Here is an 18,320-nt window from a genome sequence, read left to right as displayed (position 1 = left end):
GGCATCCCAATCCTGCGCTGCGCGATCAGTCGGCCAGTTGAACCGGGATCACGGCGCGCTCCATCGGTCGCGCGCCGGCGGGTATTGCAGCGCGCGACGAGCGGACCATGCGCTGGAGCTCCGGGACACAGGAGCCGCAGTTGGTGCCGCATCGGAGTGCGTCCTGCAGCGAAGCCAGCCTGTCTTTGTCGGTGGCAAGGTCGCCGATTGCGCCAGCGCGCTCGCTAATGGCCTGGAGCTGCCTCTCAATCGCCGCATTCGTCACGTTAAAGCAGGTGCATACCAGTGTCCCGCGTGACTGCACCGCCACCGGGGGCTTGGCGCCAGGCGACAGCAATAGGCGGCCATAAGCCTGCGCGGGCAGTTGGTCTTTCAGCAGCGTGGTGATCCAGGCCTGGGCGCTGGTGTCGCCGGCCAGCACGAAACCGGCCAGTTGCAGTTCCGCCTGCTCGCCTTGCAGCACCGGTCGATGCAGCCGCACCGTGCGGCGCTGGCCTTTTTTCTTGTCGGCATAGCGCAGCGTGTCCAGGCCACTGAGGCCCAGGATGCGTTCGAGGTGGGCCAGCGTTTCCTCGGCCGGTGCCTCGTGGGCGGCAGCGCGAAACAACACGCCGGTGCGTTGTCGGTAGGCCTCTGCCAACGGGGTGCTGTCGGAAAACGGCACGCAGCTGCTAAAGGGAAACGCCGTCATCAGGTCTTTCAGCTGTTCGCGCGCCGCCAGCGCTTCCCCATCGGGCAGCCAGGCCATGGCCAGCAGGGACCAGGGTAGTTCGGCTTTCAGTATTTTGACCGCGGCGTGTTTGAGCTCGGGCTGTTTCGAGCTGGGGCAATAGGCCGAGGTGGTGAGGGCGTTGACGCCCGCCAGCGGCTGGCCGATGCTGGACAGGCCGCTCAGATACTCGCCACCCCAGTGCATTGCCATGAAGGCCTGGCTCACGGCCACCTCGGAAGATGCCTGCAGCGGCACAACGATGGAGCCGCGCTTGGAGGTGACATGCACCAGGTCGCCCTCTTTCAGCAGGCGCCGCGCCATATCCTGCACATTCATCTGGATCGAAGGTTCGGCCACATGGCCAAACAGCCGGCCCAGCGTGCCGCTGCGGCTCATGCCGTGCCACTGGTCCCGCAACCGCCCGGTGGTCAGCGAAAACGGGAAGCGTGATTCGCGCGGCTCGGCCACCGGTTTGTAAACGGTGTTGACGAAGCGTGCCTTGCCATCGGCCGTGGGGAAAATGCCGTCCTCATAAAGCCGGATTTTTCCGGTGCTTTCGCCAGATTTGAGTGGCCATTGCTGAGGCGCTTGCTCCAGCATGGCGTAACTCATGCCGGTGATGTCCAGATCACGACCGCGGGTGGATTCGCGGTGCTCGTTCCAGATCGCTTCAGCACCCGCGCCTTCGTCGTCTTTCTCGCTCAGGTAATAGGGAAACAGCGTCTTCTGGTCAAAACCCTGCAGGCGTTTTTCAAGCCGCTGCGCAAAATCAACCGCAATCGACCAGTCGTGCCGCGTCTCGCCGGGCGCTGCAACCGCCGGCCGCACCCGGCTGATGCGGCGTTCGCTGTTGGTCACCGTGCCGGTCTTTTCGCCCCAGGTGGTGGCGGGCAACAGCAGGTCGGCATAGTCGCAGCTGGCCGTAGTGGCAAAGGCCTCTTGCACCACTACCAGCTTTGCACGCTCCAGCGCACGGCGCACCGTCGCCTGGTCCGGCATGGACTGGGCCGGGTTGGTGCAGGCAATCCAGAGTGCCTTGATCTCGCCATCGGCGGCGGCTTGAAACATCTCAACGGCGGTCTTGCCCGGTTTTTCGGGAACCGACGGGACGCCCCAGAGCGCGGCGACTTCCGCGCGGTGGGCCGGGTTGGCCAGATCGCGGTGGGCACTCAGTAGATTGGCCATGCCGCCGACCTCGCGCCCGCCCATGGCATTGGGCTGACCGGTCAGTGAAAACGGCCCGGCACCCGGCTTGCCGATCTGGGCGGTGGCCAGGTGCAGGTTGATCAGCGCGGCGTTTTTAGCGGTGCCGCTGCTCGACTGGTTCAAGCCCTGGCAGTACAGGCTGAGCGTGGCGGGGGAGGTGGCAAACAGCCTGGCGGCAGCCAGCAGGTCATCTTTTTTGATGCCGCAGGTGTCGGCTACCAGGTCGGGCGTGTAGTCGCGCACCGTGCTTTTCAGTTCGTCAAAGCCGCTGGTGTGTGCGGCGATGTAGGCCGCGTCGGTCCAGCCTTCCCACAGCATGATGTGCAGCAGGCCGTTGAACAGCGACACGTCGGTGCCGGGCAGGATGGGCAGGTAAAGGTCGGCAATCTCGGCGGTGTCGGTGCGGCGCGGGTCGCAAAAAATGATCTTGAGCGCCGGGTTGGCCGCCTTGGCATCTTCAATGCGCCTGAACAGTATCGGGTGCGCGTAAGCCGTGTTGCTGCCAACAATGAAGATGCACTGGGCATGCTTCACATCGTCGTAGCAGTTCGGCGGGGCGTCGGCGCCCAGCGTCTGCTTATAGCCCGCCACCGCGCTGCTCATGCACAGGCGCGAGTTGCTGTCGATGTTGTTGGTGCCAATCAAGCCCTTGGCCAGCTTGTTGAAGACGTAATAGTCCTCGGTCAGCAACTGGCCTGAAATATAAAAACCCACGGCATCTGGACCATGGTTGCGAATGATCTGGGCAAAGCTCTCGCTGGCAAAGTCCAGCGCGCTGTCCCACGAGACGCGCTTGGCCGCTTCATGCCGGTGCTCGCGCCGCATCGGGTACAGCAGCCGCGTTTGCCTGGTCACCACGCTGGAGGCGGTCAGTGCCAGCGTGGCGCCCTTGGTGCAGAGCCGACCGAAGTTGGCCGGGTGCTCTGGGTCGCCCCTGACACCGGTAATCTGGTCGCCTTGCGATTCGATAACCACACCGCAGCCGACGCCGCAATAGGGGCACGTTGAGCGCGTCTCAGCCATGTGTGAAATGCTCCGGTTGCGGTGTCTCATGAATCCGCCCAGCGGGCCGCGCGTGCGCCACACCGCAGCCGACCTCCCAATAGGGGCACGTTGAGCCTGTCTCAGCCATGTGTGAAATGCTCCGGCTGCGGTGTCTCATGAATCCGCCCAGCGGGCCGCGCGTGCGCGAGACCGCAGCCGACGCCGCAATAAGGGCAGGTCGATCGCGTTTCCCTCATGGGTGGTTTTGTTCCATTTGGCGGCAAGCGGGTTCACCCGCTGTGGGGTGCCTGCACGGCGAAGGTCTGGTCGCCCACCGCGCCGGTGGATGCGCCCGGTCCGGCCCGGGGTGGCTGTAAATCAAGCGCCAGCGTAGCCAGCTCATTGGCGTCGAGATAGACCTCGCCGCCCTCGACCTTGCAGGTGAATTTTGGCGTGCAGCCTTCGTCGGGTGCCTTGGCGCAGCCGTCGGCCAGGCCTATGGTCATGTTGTGCAGCGGACAAGCGACAGTCTCGCCGAAAATAATGCCCTGGCTTAAGGGGCCACCCTTGTGTGGGCAGCGGTCCAGCAAGGCAAACACCTTGTCTTCGCTGCTGCGAAAAACGGCAACCGCCATGCCCTGCGCTCGCGCCACCCGGCGTGCGCCCAACAGCGGGATGTCATTGACCAGGCAGATTTTTTTCCATTCACTCATTGCTATCCCTTTTATAGCAGGTAACGCAGGTGGGATAAGCGCTACAGGCACTTTTAATTTAAATTAGTTGACGGATAATTCGCCGATTTTCTGCTTCCCGCCTTGGGGGGGAAGGAGCCGGGCGTTACCCCATCAAAGCACCGCGATCGGAATGAACTGGCGCGTGTCCACAGCGGCCTGCTGGTGTTCAAACCAGGGATCGGGCTCGCCATCCAGCGCAAACTGCAGCCGCTCCCACAGCGCCTTGCGGCCTTCGTGGTCGTCCAGGATTTTTTTCTTCACATAGTCCAGACCGACGCGATTGACGTAGTGCACGGTGCGCTCCAGGTACCAGCCTTCCTGACGGTATAACTCGCAGAAGGCGCCGGTGTACTCCAGCACTTCTGCAGCAGTTTTGAGCTTGACAAAAAAGTGCGCGACCTCAGTCTTGATGCCGCCGTTGCCGGCGACGTACATTTCCCAGCCGCTGTCCACGCCGATGATGCCGACGTCCTTGATGCCGGCTTCGGCGCAATTGCGCGGGCAGCCGCTAACGGCAAACTTGACCTTGTGCGGCGCGTACATGCGCCACATGGCGCGCTCCAGGTCCTTGCCCATTTGCGTGCTGTCCTGTGTGCCCATGCGGCACCATTCGCTGCCGACGCAGGTCTTGACGGTGCGCAGCGCCTTGGCGTAGGCGTGGCCGCTGGGCATGCCGATGTCTTTCCAGACATTGACCAGGTCTTCTTTCTTGACGCCCAGCAGGTCGATGCGCTGGCCGCCGGTGACCTTGACCGTCGGAATTTTGTATTTGTCGACCGCGTCGGCAATGCGGCGCAACTCGCTGGCCGAGGTTTCGCCGCCCCACATGCGCGGAATCACGCTGTAGGTGCCGTCCTTCTGGATGTTGGCGTGGCTGCGCTCGTTGATGAAGCGGCTCTGCGGATCGTCCTTGGCTTCCTTGGGCCAAGTGCTGGTCACGTAGTAATTGACGGCGGGGCGGCAGCTGGCGCAGCCGTTCGGCGTCTTCCATTCCATGAAGCCGTACACGTCGGCGATCTTGAGCAGCTTGTGGTCACGAACCGCATTGCGCACCGCCTGGTGGCCGTGTTCGGTGCAGCTGCACATGGCCTTCAGTTTGGGCGTGGCCGAGTAGTCGCCGCCGGCGGTAAACATCAGAAGCTGTTCGACCAGGCCGGTGCACGAACCACAACCGCCGCTGGCCTTGGTGTGCTTGCGCACCTCGTCCAGCGTGAACAAGCCTTTTTCCCGAATAGCCTTGCAGATCGTGCCTTTGGTGACGCCGTTGCAGCCGCAGACTTCGGCGTCGTCGGGCATGGACGCGGCCCTGGTGTGGCCTTCATGCCCGGTGTCGCCAATACTGGACTCGCCAAACATCAGCTTGTCGCGGATATCGGCGACGCTGCGGCCATCGCGCAGCAGCTTGAAGTAGTAGCTGCCATCGACCGTGTCGCCATACAGGCAGGCACCAATCAGCTTGTCGTCCTTGATGACCAGTTTTTTATAGACGCCGCCAAACGGGTCGCTCATGACGATTTCTTCGCATCCTTCGCCGCCCATGAACTCGCCGGCACTGAAGAGGTCAATGCCCGTCACCTTGAGCTTGGTGGAGGTGAGCGAGCCGGTGTAACGGCCTATGCCGAACTGCGCCAGATGGTTGGCCGCCACCTTGGCCTGCTCGAACAGCGGCGCCACCAGGCCGTAGGCAATGCCGCGGTGCGCCGCGCATTCGCCGACCGAGTAAATGCGCGCATCGGTGGTGGTCTGCATGGTGTCGTTCACCACAATGCCCTTGTTGCAGTGCAGGCGCATGGACTCGGCCAGTGTGGTGTTGGGGCGTATGCCGACGGCCATCACCACCAGATCAGTCGCCTGCTCGGTGCCATCCTTGAATTTGATGGCGGTCACGCGGCCATCCGGTCCGCCCACCAGCTCCTGCGTCTGCGCGCCAATCAGGAACTTCAGGCCGCGCTGTTCCAGCGATTTTTGCAGCAGTTTGCCGGCCACGCTGTCCAGCTGCCGCTCCATCAGGGTCGGCATGACATGCACAACGCTAACTTCCATGCCGCGCAGCATCAGGCCGTTGGCCGCTTCCAGGCCGAGCAGGCCGCCGCCAATCACCACGGCTTTCTTGTACTTTTTAGCCGCGTCAATCATTTCGTTGGTGTCAGCAATGTCGCGGTAGGCGATCACGCCTTGCAAGTCCTTACCGGGCACCGGCAAGATGAAGGGATTCGAGCCGGTGCACATCAGCAGCCGGTCGTAGGGTGCTTCGGTGATGTCACCTTTCGAGTCCGTGGCGCGCACAATGCGTTGGACGCGGTCCACTTCGACCACTGTTTTGCCGGCGTGCAGCGTGATGTGGTTGTCGCTGTACCAGTCCCAGGAATTGAGCACGATCTCGTCGAGCGTCTGTTCCCCGGCCAGCACAGGAGACAGCAATATGCGGTTGTAGTTGGGATGCGGTTCGGCACCGAAAACTGTGATGTCATACAGATCGGGCGCAACCTTGAGCAATTCCTCCAGGGTACGCACACCTGCCATGCCGTTGCCAATCATCACCAGGCGGGATTTTTTCATGAGGCTTTCCGTTGCACTATCTAAGTGATTAAGTGATTCAGTTAGCGCAAAGCCCATGCCATGCCGGGGCCGGACACGCGCAGGCGCTGCCTTTTGGGAAAATTATTGAAGAAATACGCCTCTAGCCCGTGTTGAACCGGCGCCGGTAGCTATTAAAAAAATAGCAAAAAAGGTTTAGCGCAGCCTCGTATGTGATACGCCCAATCGCCATGCACCAAGATGTCGCACCAAATTGGGCCGGTGCGGCGCGTGGCCTTGGTGCACGGCGTTCAGACCAACAACAAGGCCGGCCCGAAACTGCCCGCAGCTTCAGCGCAGGTCGCCGAAGCTGCTCTGCACCATTGACGCGGTCAGGCCGTACTTTTCGATGCGGTAGCGCAGCGTGTCGCGGCTGATTCCGAGTTCCCGGGCAGCGCGGCTGACGTTGCCGCCGGTACGTTCGAGAGCCTGCACCAGCGCCTCGCGTTCCAGCTCAGGCAGCGTGCGGGCCATGGCGCTGCTCGTGTCGTCCGGCTGCGCGACTGGCGTAGCGCGCGCCGCCGCAGTGGAAGGCGTCGCTGGCCCGGCCACGTCACGCGACGCCGGGCTCAAAGATAGAAGCGATTCGTCGAGGGTCTGATCCGTGCAAAGCAGCACCGCTTGTTCGAGCCGGTTGCGCAATTCGCGCACGTTGCCCGGCCAGCTGTGGCTCAGCAGGGCTTGGCGCGCGGCCAGAGTCACGCGTGGCGTCGGTTTACCGTAGCGTGTCGCGTGGTGCTGCAAAAAGCTTTCGGCAAGTCGCATGATGTCGTCGCCGCGTTCGCGCAAGGGCGGCAGATCGAGTTGCACCACACGCAGCCGAAAGTACAGGTCGGCGCGAAACTGGCCATCACGCACCAGCTGCTCCAGCGGCCGGTGCGTGGCGGCGACGATGCGCACGTTGACGCGCTGCTCGCGCACGCTGCCAAGCCGGCGAACCGTGCGATCTTCCAGCAGCTTGAGCAGCTTGGCCTGCAGGGCCGGTTCCATGTCGCCGATTTCATCGAGAAACAGCGTGCCGCCCTGGGCCGTCTCGACCAGGCCGAGTTTGCGTTCCCGCGCATCGGTGAAGGCGCCGCGTTCATGGCCAAAAAGCTCCGATTCCAGCAGTTGCGCGGGCAGTGCCGCGCAGTTCAACTCGACGAAGGGCTTGTCTCGGCGCGGGCCGTTGAAGTGCAGCGCCCGGGCTACCAGCTCTTTGCCGGTGCCAGTCTCGCCAACTACAAGCACCGCAGGCGCCTCACCGTCTTGCAGGCGCGCTTCGGCTTGTAGCAGCTGCTGCATCATCGCCTTGATCTTGCGCATTCCGGTCGATTCGCCCTGCAAGGCACTGAAGTCAGTTCCCTGGCTGTCCCGCTTGTGGTAGTAGTCGAGCGCGCTCTGGCGTTGCGCGTTCTCGGTGGCGCGCTCTATCAGCAAGCGCAGCTTGGCCAATGCCACCGGCTTGGTCAGGAAGTCCACTGCACCAGACTTCATGGCTTCCACCGCTATTTCCACACTGCCATGCCCGGTGACCATGATGATTCGCACCGCCGCGTCGAAGGCGCGGATGCGCGCCATCGCCTGCAGCCCGTCGATGCCCGGCAGGTTGAAGTCGAGCAGCACGACGTCAGGGCGAAAATCCTCCAGCGCCGCCAGACCCTCCTCGGCGCTTTCGGCGCAGCGCACTTCGTAGCCGTTGCGCTCAAGGTAGGTACGCATGTTTTTGGCAAGTACGATCTCGTCTTCGATGATCAGGATGGCAGCGCTCATAATTTTGGGTATAGATTGGGTACAGAGGTTAGGCGGCGCGCAGCATGATCGAGACTGTGGTGCCGCGACCGGGTTCGCTGTCGATGCGGAAGCTGCCACCGGCGCGTTCGATGACGCGGCGCGCGAGCGCAAGACCCAAGCCCATTCCGTGCGCCTTGGTGGTAAAAAAGGGCTTGCCGACGCGTTCCCTCTGGTCCGGCGTCATGCCTTGGCCATTGTCTTCAACCGTCAGCGTGACGTCACCCCTGTTCAGGTCGCAGGTCGCGCGTACAACGATACGTCCGCCCTCGGGCACAGCATCCAGCGCATTGGCTAGCAGGCTGCGCAGCACTTGACCCACCGCCAGCGAATCGCCTCGCACGTCAGGAAGATAGTCGGGCAGATAAGCGCTCGCCCCAATTTGGCGACGCTTGCATTCGCGTGAAAATTCCTTCAGGCAGGTACGCACCAGTGGCTCCAGCGCCACCGGCTGCGGCGTCTCGTCCGTCGGCCTGGTGTAGGCCAGAAGTTCGCGCACCCATGAGCCGAGGCGGTCGGACTGCGCGACGATGTCGAGTGCCGCATCGGTCGCGCTGTGGCCTGGCGATTCGAGGATCAGCTCGGCTGAGCTGCGGATGGCGGCCAGCGGGTTGCGGATGCCGTGCGCCACGACCGAACTCATCTCGCCGACGACGGCAAAGGTTTCGTTCTCGACCAATTGGTGCTCCTGCGACTGTATGGTGAGGTCGGCGCGGCGCACCAGCCAGAACAGCGCGATGAACAGCAGCAGCCCGAACACCACCGCGCCGAACGTGATGAAGCTGCGCAGCTGCGCCAGCACGCCCATCAGCGCGCGCGGGTTCTTGTAGAACTCGATCGCGGCGATGACCTTGCCGGTCTCGAGATCCAGTACGGGCATATACAGCTCCATGAACAGGTCTTCAGCAGGGCGCAGCAGTTCGTATTCGGCCTTGCCGTGTACGCGCTGGATATCGGTTTTCTTCTCGACCACGATGGTGCCGGCCAGCGCCGCATCGAGGTCGTCATTGACGCCGAAATTGCGGCCTATGAGCTGCTGGTCGCTCGACCAGAGGACCTGACGGTCGCGCCCATAGACGTTGGCGCGCACCACGTCGGGCATGCGCCCGATGTGTTCGAACGCATTTTGCACCGGCAGCGGCGGTGCCCCTTCGGGATTGCGCAGGTAGTTGTGCAGTGGCTTCTCCACAAGCATGAGGCTGTGCACGAAGTCGCGCGTCAGCGCGCCTTCCTGCCAGAGCATCCGTTCGGTAACAAACCAGCTGAGCAACCACACGCTGGTAGCCGCGATGGCCGCGATGGCGGTAAAAGCCACGCCTGCGAACCACCGGCTTAGTGCGAAACGTGCCCGGTGCGGGCGCGCTGCATCTTGGGGCATGGCAACCCCAAAAAAGTGGGCAAAAGACCCACGCAAATTGTGGGCAAAAGACCCGCGTCTTGGGGGCGACCTGCCACTTCGCCGAAAAAAACCTATATGAATCATCGGTTTTGCCTCGTAAGCCTGGCTGGCCCGGTTTTTGAGTGCTATTTAATTAATTGTCACATTCAAGCAAATCTAAAGCAAGACAGGCCACGCACCAGCGCGGCAACCTTTAGTGAGGAACCCGGCATGAAACGTATTCTGATCTACTCGCACGACACTTTTGGACTCGGCAACATCCGCCGCATGCTGGAAATTGGGCGTCACCTGGTGCAGGAATCGCAGGAGGTTTCGGTGCTCGTGATCACCGGCTCACCGATGCTGCACGCGTTTCGTATACCGGACCGGATTGACTATGTCAAGCTTCCGTGCCTGTCACGAAATGTGGACGGCCGCTACGGCGCGCGCAGCCTGCCGCTGGATCTGGACGCCTTGGTGCGACTGCGCGCCAATCTGATCCGTTCGACCATCGCTGATTTTGAGCCCGACCTGATCCTGGTCGATAAAAAGCCTTTCGGCGTCGAAGACGAGTTGTCCGGTGCGTTGATGGATTTGCAGTCCGGTGGGCGCCGGCCCAAGCTGGTGCTGCTGCTGCGCGACATCCTCGACAGCCCGGAGACCACCATGCGCGTGTGGCGCAAGAATGGCTATTTCGAGGCGATCGAAGCCTACTACGACCAGGTGTTGGTGGTCGGCTCGCCCGACGTTTTCGACCTGCGGCGCGAATACCAGTTTCCGCCATTCGCGGCGGCAAAAATAAGATTTTGTGGTTACATTGCGCGCCAGTTTGGACGGCAGACACGGGCCGAAGTACGCCACGGCCTGGGCGTGCGGGAAGGCCAACCGCTGGTGCTGGTCACCCCAGGCGGCGGCGAAGACGGGCACGACCTCATTGGCGCCTGCCTGTCAGGTCTGAAAGGCATCCCCGCGACGCACCGCCCACGCACCCACATCGTGTGTGGGCCCGAGATGGCCGATGCCCGGCGTATCGCCATCGAGGCCGCAGCAGTGTTGCCGCAAGTCAGCATGCAGGACTTCAGCGACGACATGATGTCGCTGATGGCTGGCGCTGACGTGGTGCTCGCCATGGGAGGCTACAACACCGTCTGCGAATTGCTTACGCTGGGCAAGCGGGCCGTACTGGTGCCGCGCGTGAAGCCGGGTATCGAGCAGCACATGCGCGCCGAGCGCATGGCCGGTCTTGGCCTGGTTCGTATGCTGAACCCGGTGGGCCTCACGCCGTCCGCCCTGATGGCCGGACTGCAGTCTGAACTCGCCGCGTTGGCGGCCCATCAGGCCCTGCCACAGTCGCCTCGGCTTGACGGCTTGGCGCGCGTCACTGCGGCGATCTTTGACGCCATCGACCTCACAGCCGATACCGCGCGCAGCGCTGTCAGCACCCTTTTTACGCATGCTCAGGAGGCCAAATGGTCGCTACCGCGCCAGACAGCCGTTGTTTCATCGGTCTGCTAGTCAAGATATTCCCCAAGCTTTCCGAGACCTTTGTGCTCGAAGAGGTGTTGGGGCTCGAACGGCTGGGCGTGTCGCTGCGTCTGTATACGCTCGCCGCCCCGACGGATGCGCTGGCGCACCCGGCGGTGGCGGGGGTGCACTCGACAATTACCTGCGTGCCGGCGTCGCTGCGCGCGGACTGGCGCGGTTTTGCCGTGCGCCATGCGCGCTGGCTTGCGACGCGGCCATTACATTACCTGCGGGCGCTGCGCCTGGCCAGCGGTCGCGGGCGTGCCGGTTTCATTGACTTTGCGCGTGCCGGCTGGCTGGCCGGGCAATTGCGCGACGACGGCGTGCGGCACCTGCACACGCACTTCATCTCGACGCCGGCCGATGTGGCCGAACTGGTGTCGTGCCTGGCTGGCATGCCGTTTTCAATATCCGCGCATGCCAAGGATATTTACCTTTCCGACACCGACGACCTGCGGCGCAAGATGGGCGCCGCCCGTTTCACGGTCACCTGCACCGACTTCAATTGCCAGACGCTGCGCGCCATCGCGCCTGACGCCAACGTGCAGCGCATGTACCACGGCATAGACCACGCGGTATTTCATCCGCAGCACCGGCTGGCGCCAAGCGGGGTTCCGCTGATTTTGAGCGTAGGCCGGCTGCGCGAAAAGAAGGGCCTGGACACCTTGATAGACGCGTGCGGTCTACTGCGCCAGCGCGGCCAGCATTTTCGCTGCGAGATTGTGGGTTATGGCGAAGAGCAAGAACGGCTGCAGGCGCTCATCGCAAGCCATGGCTTGCAGAGCCAGGTCCAGCTCACCGGCAAACTGACGCGCGAGCACGTCATAGACTGCTACGCGCGTGCCACCGTGTACGTTCAGCCTTCGCGGGTGGCCGCTGATGGTGATCGCGACGGCATTCCCAACGTGCTTCTGGAGGCCATGGCCATGGGTGTGCCCGTGGTGGCCACCAACGTCTCGGGTATTCCGGAGATCGTCTGCCATGGCCGCAACGGCCTGCTTATAGAACCTGACGACCCGGCAGCGCTGGCCGATGCAGTGACCCGACTGATCGGCGACCCAATCCTGGGCGCAGCCCTAGGACGTGCCGCACGCCAGGCCGTTACCGAAACCTTTGACAACGACCACAACCTGCGGCTGGTGATCCAGCTGCTGGAGACATCCCATGCCCACAGCTCTCCCTATGCCGTCGCGTGACACGCCCAAAGGCCGCCAAGCCGTGGCTTACGTGATGAATGGTTTTCCGCGCTTGTCGGAAACCTTTATTGCGCACGAAATTTACCAGCTCGAACGACTTGGCCTGGCGTTGCGCCTGTACTCGGTAAAAGACGAGCGCGAGCTAATGGTGCATCCGGTGGTGGGTGAAATCCGCGCACCGCTGCGTTACCTGACAGAGGCTTCCTCGCTGTCTGGTACTACGCTGGTCCGCTGGTTGGGCGACAACCTGGGAGCGTTCTGGCACGCTCACGCCCAGGTTGCTGCACGCCACCCGCTGCGCTGGGCGGGCGCGCTGGCTAGCGCTTTGCAGTTGTCGTGGCGTCACCGTAGCCGCGACGAGCAAGGCCACACGCGCCTGCGCAAGGTTTTTGTCAAAGAATTCTTGCAGGCCGGTGCGATCGCGGCCGACGTGATGCGTCAAGGCGACGTGGGCCACCTGCACGGCCACTTCTGCCATGGCGTGGCCACTATCACCTGGTTTGCCAGCCGCATGACGGGCATCAGCTACAGCTTTACCGCGCATGCCAAGGACATCTATCAGGCAGACCTCAACCCCGGTACGTTGCTCGAGCGCAAGATGGAGGACGCTCGCTTCGTCGCAACCTGTACCTGCGCCAACGCGCAGGTATTGCGCGCGCGTCACCCTCGGCCAAACGAGGTGCACGCGATTTACCACGGGCTCGATACTGAATGGTTTGCCCCACCGCACATGATGCCCAATGGGCTTGAGACCGACCGGCTCGTGCGACCACGGCGCCAGACCGGCACGCCGCCGCTGATTCTTTCGGTGGGCCGCTTCGTCGAAAAAAAGGGCTTTGACCAGCTGATCGAAGCCTGCGCCTGGCTGCGTGACGCCGGCGTGGCCTTCGCCTGCATCATCGTCGGCGAGCGCGGAAGCGCTTACGAGTCGATTCGCCGCCTGATTGCCGAGCGCGGGCTGGGCGACCAGGTAAGTTTGCGCGGCGCCATGACCCAGGATCGCTTGCGCGCCATCTACGCCCGCGCCCACGTCTTCGCGCTGCCCTGCCAGGTGATGGATGACGGTGATCGCGACGGTTTTCCGAACGTGCTGGCCGAGTCAATGGCGATGGGCGTGCCAGTGGTCTCCACGCGCATCTCGGGAATTCCAGAACTCATCGACGATGGCGTGCACGGCCTGCTGGTTGAGCCGCGCGACCCGGCCGGGCTAGCCCAGGCACTCAGGCGCGTGCTGCAAGACGATGCGCTGCACGTGTGCCTGGCGCAGGGCGGGCGCCAGCGCATGTGTGAGCGCTTCGACTCGCGCCGTACAACCGTGGCGTTGCGCGATCTGTTCGCCTGGCAGCTGCAGCAGGCGCGGGGCACCTCTAACCTCGCGCCCATTGAAGGGGTGACGACATGAACGTGGCCGTTTTTTCTGCTGCGGGTTTGGCTGCCACCGCCGGCAACACCGACGTCCTGTTTTGTGCGCCGTGGGACGATCTGGATGACGCTGCGCTGCTCGCCCACTACCGCAGTGCGCGCACAGTGTCTTTCGAGGCGGTGGTGGACCCGGAGGAAGTTCTTCCTACCCGTATAGAAGGCCTGATGCAAGGTCGCTTCGAGTTCAATGGCGAAACCCATGCGCTCGCCGACCCGCTGGATTGGCTTAGCAATCCCAGCTCAGATATCGAGTGGCACATTCTGTTGCACAAGTTCTACTACGCCGCAGGGCTGTCCCAGGCATGGCAGACGAGTGGCGACGCGCGCTATGTGCGGCGCTGGGCGCAGCTCATTGATGGGTGGATTCGGGTGACACCGCCGGACTTTATCGCCGCCGACGTGACGGGCCGGCGCGTGCAGAACTGGATTTACAGCCTGCACGGCATGGTGATGCACGACAGACCAGACCAGGCAGCGCCGGTAGAGGCGGGATTCCTTCGCCGCATGCTGCATTCCCTTCACGAACAGGTTGAATACCTTTGCGCCAATCTGACGCCCAAGCGCAACCACCGCACGCTGGAGCTGCTGGCTATCTGTCTGGCCGGTGCAGTGTTCCCGGAGTTCCAGCGTGCGGCGCACTGGCGCGCGTTCGCACTGCGTGAGACCTTGGCCAACATTCAGGCTGACCTGCTGGCCGATGGTGTGCACTGCGAACTGTCGACCGACTACCACCATCTCGCGCTGCGCAACTGGCTGCAGGTGCGCAATCTGGCCGCAAACAACGGCGAAACCGTACCGACAGCGATGGATGAGGCGCTGGAGCGCGCGCTTGAATTCAGCCTGCATGTGCACAAGCCTGACGGCATCGTACCGAGCTTTTCCGATGGTGATGCACGCAGCTATTTGCCGCTGCTGCTGCAGGGTGCGCAGCTGTTCGACCGAGAGGACATGCGCTTCGTCGCTACGCGGGGCCGGCAAGGCACACCGCCAGCGCGCCGTGCCGCCCATTTTCTTGCCAGTGGCTATCATGTGCTGCGCAGCGGCTGGCCGGCGTCGCCACAATTTGCCGACGCGCAGCATCTGGTGTTCGACTGCGGACCGCTGGGCGAAGGCAATCACGGCCACTTCGATGCACTCAGCTTCGAGCTTGCAGCCAACGGCCGGTCGCTGGTCGTCGATCCGGGCCGCTTCACCTACAGCGAGGCAGGAGAGACAAATTGGCGCGTCCACTTTCGTAGCACCGCCGCCCACAATACCGTTTGCGTGGACGACCTGCCGCAGACGCGCTATCTGCCGAAACCGATCAAGCAGCCGTCGCGCCACTCGCAAGGCTCGGTGCGACACAAAATTGGCGGACCAGCGCCTGAGACCACGCTGATCGAGTGCGCCGCCAGCGCCGTGCTGGACCTGCTACACGGCCGCTGCGACAGCCATGAGTACGACGCGCTGCACCAGCGCTGCATCGTCTTTGTTGACCGTCGTTACTGGATTGTCAGCGACTGGTTGCGTGCGGAAAGTGTTCACGACTACTCGCTGAACTTTCAGCTTGGTCCAGACGCCGATCAGCACACCACGCTGCTGGACAAAAACGGCACACAGCTTTCCAGCCCCGGACTGTGCATCGCTCAGCCCTCACGCGCCGGCCAGCGCGCCAGGCTCGCTGCCGGATGGATCTCGGCACGCTACGGGGAAAAACAGCCTGCGCCGGCGCTGCGCACCACAGCGCGCGGCTGCGATGCCGATTTCGACACGGTGCTGCTGCCTTGGGCGGGCAGTGAGCCCCCGTTGGCCGTGAGCGACTTGCCGGCAGTTGGCGAGGTCGCAGTCGAGGGCGACCTGACTACGCGCGCACTGCGCATCGGCTTGACACTGGACGGCGAGCCCATGCATGACGTCTGGTTTCATGCGCGTGGCGTGGTAGCGCGCTGCTGGCGTATTGGCCCGTACCAGTTTTTCGGTCGCTGGCTGCACTGGCGAGAAGCAGCTGATGGCAGCATGCTTCGGGCAGTCTCTCATGCCGGTGCCACGCTGCACGGGCCAGGTGGCGTGGTCCGTCTGATTGAAGGGGCAGGGTGTCACGGATGACTTCTTTTCACACGCTGCCGCAGGATCCGGCGCTGCCACAGCTGGCGCGCGCGTTTGACGTGCACGCCATGGCCGAAGTGTTCGCCGACGAGTTGCGCGTACACGGCAGTCAGCTTGAGAGCTGCACTATCGAACGCGTTAAATACCGGCCAAACCGCAATTGCACGCTTTCCTACCTGCTGCGTTTGCGTGATGGTATTAGCGGTCTGGCGCTGGAGCAACGCGTGACGGCGCGCCTGTGCAGCGGTGGTGATTCGGTGCGCCGCGCCGCGAGCGTCAGTGCCACGCCGCTGCATGCCACGCTCTCCGGGCCGGCACTGCGACTGCTGCCGGCGCTCGACATGCTCACTTGGTGGTGGCCCAACGACGCCAAACTCACCGCCCCGCAATTGCTGGCCGATGCCCATGCTTTGCGCGAGCATGTGTTGCCCGAACTCGTGGCGGTACTTAGCGACGGGCGCGGCGCCCTGATCAATCATGAGATAGAGATCGTGCAGTATGTGCCCGAACAGCGCCTGACCGCGCGACTGGATCTGCGCTGGCAGGCCGGCGGGCAGCACGTCCAGCAGCGTGTCTATGCCAAGGCCAGCCGCGAGCCAGATGGCGCTTTGGCGCACGAGATACTGCGCACGCTGCAGGCCTCGCCGGCCTGGGATGCTGGTAGCCTGCGCACACCGCGAGCCTTGTTGTGGCAGCCTGCCCATGCACTGCGCTGGCAACTGGGGCTGCCAGGCCGGGCGTTGCTTGACCTGCCACGCACTGAAGCGACCCGACTGGCTACGCCACTGGGCGCGCAATTGGCCGCATTGCACGGCACGCCCGTGGCTGCGGCGAGCGACCTTTCACGCGCCGTTCTTTACACCCGTCTGATTCAAATCACCGAGCTGCTGGGCGATGCTCTGCCGGCATCGCGCGGCACGCTACGGCGCGCCGCAGAATACTTGACTGACGGCCTGCGCTGGCTAGAAGGTGCGGACCTGGTGACGCTGCACGGCGACCTGCACCCGCGCAACGTGCTGTCCGATGGTGATCAACTCGCGTTGATCGACCTTGACGACCTGCATCGCGGACCCGCGCTGCTGGAGCTGGGTGCCTGGATGGCCGAAGGCATGTACCGGGCGGTGCTCGAAGGTGGCGCGCCGACACGCGATCAGCAAGCCTGGCAGGCATTGCTTGAGGGCTATGCCGGCGCCGGGGGTATACAACCACCTCCTCAGGCGCTTGCCTGGGCCTGCGCCTGGAACCTGCTTTGCCAGCGCGCTTGGCGCTGCGTGGTCAACCTCAAGCCCGGCCGCTTCGCGATAGCGCCAGGGCTGATCACACTGGCGGCGGACATCGCCCGCAGCCAAAGTCTGGAGGAAGTGTGATGCCGCGCCCCTCACAGACGCTCTCGATCGATACCTGCCTGGAGCCCGAGGCAATGCGCGCGCTGTTACAAATAGCTTTGCCGGAGCTACCCGATGGCCCCTTCGGAATTGCCCAGCTTCGTATATCCAAAGTGAGACGCAGCAGTTCCCGCCGCCGCCATCCGGTCCCGCTAACGCTTTGCTATGAGCTCGATGTGACTGATACAGCCACCGGGTGTCACTTTCCACGCCACTTTTACGGTAAGGTTTACCGTGATGGTGCCAGTGCCGACGCGGCGAAGGGGACGCCGGCGCTGCATTTGCCCGAGCTTGATATGCTGCTTTGGCCCTGGCCCTACGACCCCGGCCTGCCGCAGCTGCCGCAGTTACTCGATCCGCTTAAGTTTTCCGATTGTTTGCCGGAATGTTGCACTGCTGGCGGGCAGGCGGTCACCTTGGTCGAGACGCTGCGCTACGAACCGGAGCGCCGCGCCACCTTGCGCTACACGCTGTCGGGCGAAGCGGCGCTCGCCCCGCGCGTGGTGTACGGCAAGACCTTCGCGGATGACCATGCAAGCCTGCTGCATGAACGCTTTGTTTACTTTTGGAGATTGGCGCAGCGAGACGCCAGCGCTCCGTGCGTGGCCGAGCCGCTGGGTTTTGACGCCGCCACGCGCACGCTGTGGCAGGCTGCTGCCAGCGGGCAAACGCTGATGTCGCTGGCCGATACAGCAAAAGCTACCTGCGCGTTTCGCGCCGTGGGGCGCGCACTGGCGCATCTGCAGCAGGCGCCCCTGAATACCAGCAGCCGACGGCCGCTGTCGCACTGGCTTGCCGAACTACAGCGCCGTCAGGTGAAGCTCGTCCGCGCGGTCCCCGAGCTTGGTTCACGTGTCGCAGCGATCACTGAAGGGCTGGCCCTGGCGGCTCGCGATCTTCCCGATGCGCCGCCGACGCTGATTCACGGCGACTTCCATCCTGATCAGGTCTGGATCAATGCCGGTCGTGTCGTGCTGTTTGACTTTGACGAATTTGCTCTTGGCAATCCCATGGAAGACCTGGCCGAGTTCATCGTCAAGCTGGAACAGGCGGAGTTGCCCGCGTCCCGGTGCGCGGCCGCCGTTGCCGCGTTGATCGCAGGCTACTGCAGCGCTGCACCCCGGCACTTTGAACCGCTGGGCCTGCTTTGGCACTGCGCCATGCAGTCCTTGCTGCAAGCCAGCCGAGCCTTCATCTACCAGCGGCCCGGATGGCGCGCTGAACTTGCCTTGCGCCTTGCGCGCACCGAACAGCGCCTTGCCCTTGTTTTAACGGAGCCAACAACATGAATACTGCTTCGTACCTCGCCTGTCTGAACCAGCAGCGCGTAGCGCTAGCCTTCGCCTC

The 18,320-nt window shown here is 63.3% G+C and carries 12 protein-coding genes; 6 read left to right on the top strand and 6 right to left on the bottom strand.

Features of this window, described 5'->3' with window-relative positions; translation table 11 throughout:
* Positions 1–25 precede the first annotated feature (25 nt).
* The 6 genes from HHJ18_RS02890 to HHJ18_RS02870 all read right to left on the bottom strand — a co-directional run bounded on the left by HHJ18_RS02890 (position 26) and on the right by HHJ18_RS02870 (position 9,361).
* A complete protein-coding gene (locus tag HHJ18_RS02890) occupies positions 26–2,941 on the bottom strand; it encodes a nitrate reductase (protein ID WP_296911332.1) in 2,916 nt (971 codons plus the stop codon).
* Between the two features lie 101 nt (positions 2,942–3,042).
* A complete protein-coding gene (locus HHJ18_RS20935) occupies positions 3,043–3,159 on the bottom strand; it encodes a hypothetical protein (RefSeq protein WP_366558798.1) in 117 nt (38 codons plus the stop codon).
* A gap of 33 nt (positions 3,160–3,192) precedes the next feature.
* A complete protein-coding gene (gene nirD / locus HHJ18_RS02885; RefSeq protein ID WP_296911330.1) occupies positions 3,193–3,615 on the bottom strand; it encodes a nitrite reductase small subunit NirD in 423 nt (140 codons plus the stop codon).
* Between the two features lie 132 nt (positions 3,616–3,747).
* Positions 3,748–6,195: a nitrite reductase large subunit NirB gene (gene nirB, locus HHJ18_RS02880; RefSeq protein WP_296911328.1), complete on the bottom strand. Its 2,448-nt coding sequence runs from the start codon at positions 6,193–6,195 to the stop codon at positions 3,748–3,750.
* Positions 6,196–6,504: 309 nt separating this feature from the next.
* Entirely contained in the window at positions 6,505–7,965 is a 1,461-nt protein-coding gene (locus tag HHJ18_RS02875; RefSeq protein ID WP_296911327.1) for a sigma-54 dependent transcriptional regulator, read from the bottom strand.
* Between the two features lie 28 nt (positions 7,966–7,993).
* On the bottom strand, positions 7,994–9,361 hold the full coding sequence (locus tag HHJ18_RS02870) for an ATP-binding protein (protein WP_296911325.1): 1,368 nt from the start codon (positions 9,359–9,361) through the stop codon (positions 7,994–7,996).
* Positions 9,362–9,592: 231 nt separating this feature from the next.
* On the opposite strand from HHJ18_RS02870, the gene HHJ18_RS02865 reads away from it, so the two are divergent.
* Genes HHJ18_RS02865 through HHJ18_RS02840 form a run of 6 tightly spaced genes read left to right on the top strand, consistent with a single transcriptional unit; the run spans position 9,593 to position 18,262 of the window.
* On the top strand, positions 9,593–10,876 hold the full coding sequence (locus tag HHJ18_RS02865) for a glycosyltransferase (RefSeq protein ID WP_296911323.1): 1,284 nt from the start codon (positions 9,593–9,595) through the stop codon (positions 10,874–10,876).
* Positions 10,831–12,081, top strand: coding sequence for a glycosyltransferase (locus tag HHJ18_RS02860; RefSeq protein ID WP_296911321.1), 1,251 nt, complete (start codon positions 10,831–10,833; stop codon positions 12,079–12,081). The genes HHJ18_RS02865 and HHJ18_RS02860 overlap by 46 nt, the downstream gene beginning before the upstream one ends.
* Positions 12,050–13,483 (top strand): glycosyltransferase family 4 protein, encoded by a 1,434-nt coding sequence (locus HHJ18_RS02855; RefSeq protein ID WP_296911320.1) that lies wholly within the window; start codon positions 12,050–12,052, stop codon positions 13,481–13,483. The genes HHJ18_RS02860 and HHJ18_RS02855 overlap by 32 nt, the downstream gene beginning before the upstream one ends.
* On the top strand, positions 13,480–15,588 hold the full coding sequence (locus tag HHJ18_RS02850) for an alginate lyase family protein (RefSeq protein ID WP_296911318.1): 2,109 nt from the start codon (positions 13,480–13,482) through the stop codon (positions 15,586–15,588). Before HHJ18_RS02855 ends, HHJ18_RS02850 begins: the two co-directional genes overlap by 4 nt.
* A complete protein-coding gene (locus tag HHJ18_RS02845; RefSeq protein ID WP_296911316.1) occupies positions 15,585–16,955 on the top strand; it encodes a phosphotransferase in 1,371 nt (456 codons plus the stop codon). The genes HHJ18_RS02850 and HHJ18_RS02845 overlap by 4 nt, the downstream gene beginning before the upstream one ends.
* Positions 16,955–18,262, top strand: a complete 1,308-nt coding sequence (locus HHJ18_RS02840; protein WP_296911315.1) for an aminoglycoside phosphotransferase family protein — start codon at positions 16,955–16,957, stop codon at positions 18,260–18,262. The genes HHJ18_RS02845 and HHJ18_RS02840 overlap by 1 nt, the downstream gene beginning before the upstream one ends.
* The last annotated feature ends 58 nt before the right edge of the window (positions 18,263–18,320 follow it).

Origin of the sequence: Polaromonas sp. (assembly GCF_012927455.1) — a bacterium.
Taxonomy (GTDB): domain Bacteria; phylum Pseudomonadota; class Gammaproteobacteria; order Burkholderiales; family Burkholderiaceae_C; genus Polaromonas.
The sequence above is the reverse complement of the archived record's forward strand: the minus strand, read 5'-3'. Positions and strand labels throughout refer to the sequence as shown.

Bases quoted from the DNA above. Each gene is read 5' to 3' on its own strand.
- HHJ18_RS02890 (WP_296911332.1), bottom strand. From the start codon at position 2,941: ATGGCTGAGACGCGCTCAACGTGCCCCTATTGCGGCGTCGGCTGCGGT.
- HHJ18_RS20935 (WP_366558798.1), bottom strand. From the start codon at position 3,159: ATGAGGGAAACGCGATCGACCTGCCCTTATTGCGGCGTCGGCTGCGGT.
- nirD (WP_296911330.1), bottom strand. From the start codon at position 3,615: ATGAGTGAATGGAAAAAAATCTGCCTGGTCAATGACATCCCGCTGTTG.
- nirB (WP_296911328.1), bottom strand. From the start codon at position 6,195: ATGAAAAAATCCCGCCTGGTGATGATTGGCAACGGCATGGCAGGTGTG.
- HHJ18_RS02875 (WP_296911327.1), bottom strand. From the start codon at position 7,965: ATGAGCGCTGCCATCCTGATCATCGAAGACGAGATCGTACTTGCCAAA.
- HHJ18_RS02870 (WP_296911325.1), bottom strand. From the start codon at position 9,361: ATGCCCCAAGATGCAGCGCGCCCGCACCGGGCACGTTTCGCACTAAGC.
- HHJ18_RS02865 (WP_296911323.1), top strand. From the start codon at position 9,593: ATGAAACGTATTCTGATCTACTCGCACGACACTTTTGGACTCGGCAAC.
- HHJ18_RS02860 (WP_296911321.1), top strand. From the start codon at position 10,831: ATGGTCGCTACCGCGCCAGACAGCCGTTGTTTCATCGGTCTGCTAGTC.
- HHJ18_RS02855 (WP_296911320.1), top strand. From the start codon at position 12,050: ATGCCCACAGCTCTCCCTATGCCGTCGCGTGACACGCCCAAAGGCCGC.
- HHJ18_RS02850 (WP_296911318.1), top strand. From the start codon at position 13,480: ATGAACGTGGCCGTTTTTTCTGCTGCGGGTTTGGCTGCCACCGCCGGC.
- HHJ18_RS02845 (WP_296911316.1), top strand. From the start codon at position 15,585: ATGACTTCTTTTCACACGCTGCCGCAGGATCCGGCGCTGCCACAGCTG.
- HHJ18_RS02840 (WP_296911315.1), top strand. From the start codon at position 16,955: ATGCCGCGCCCCTCACAGACGCTCTCGATCGATACCTGCCTGGAGCCC.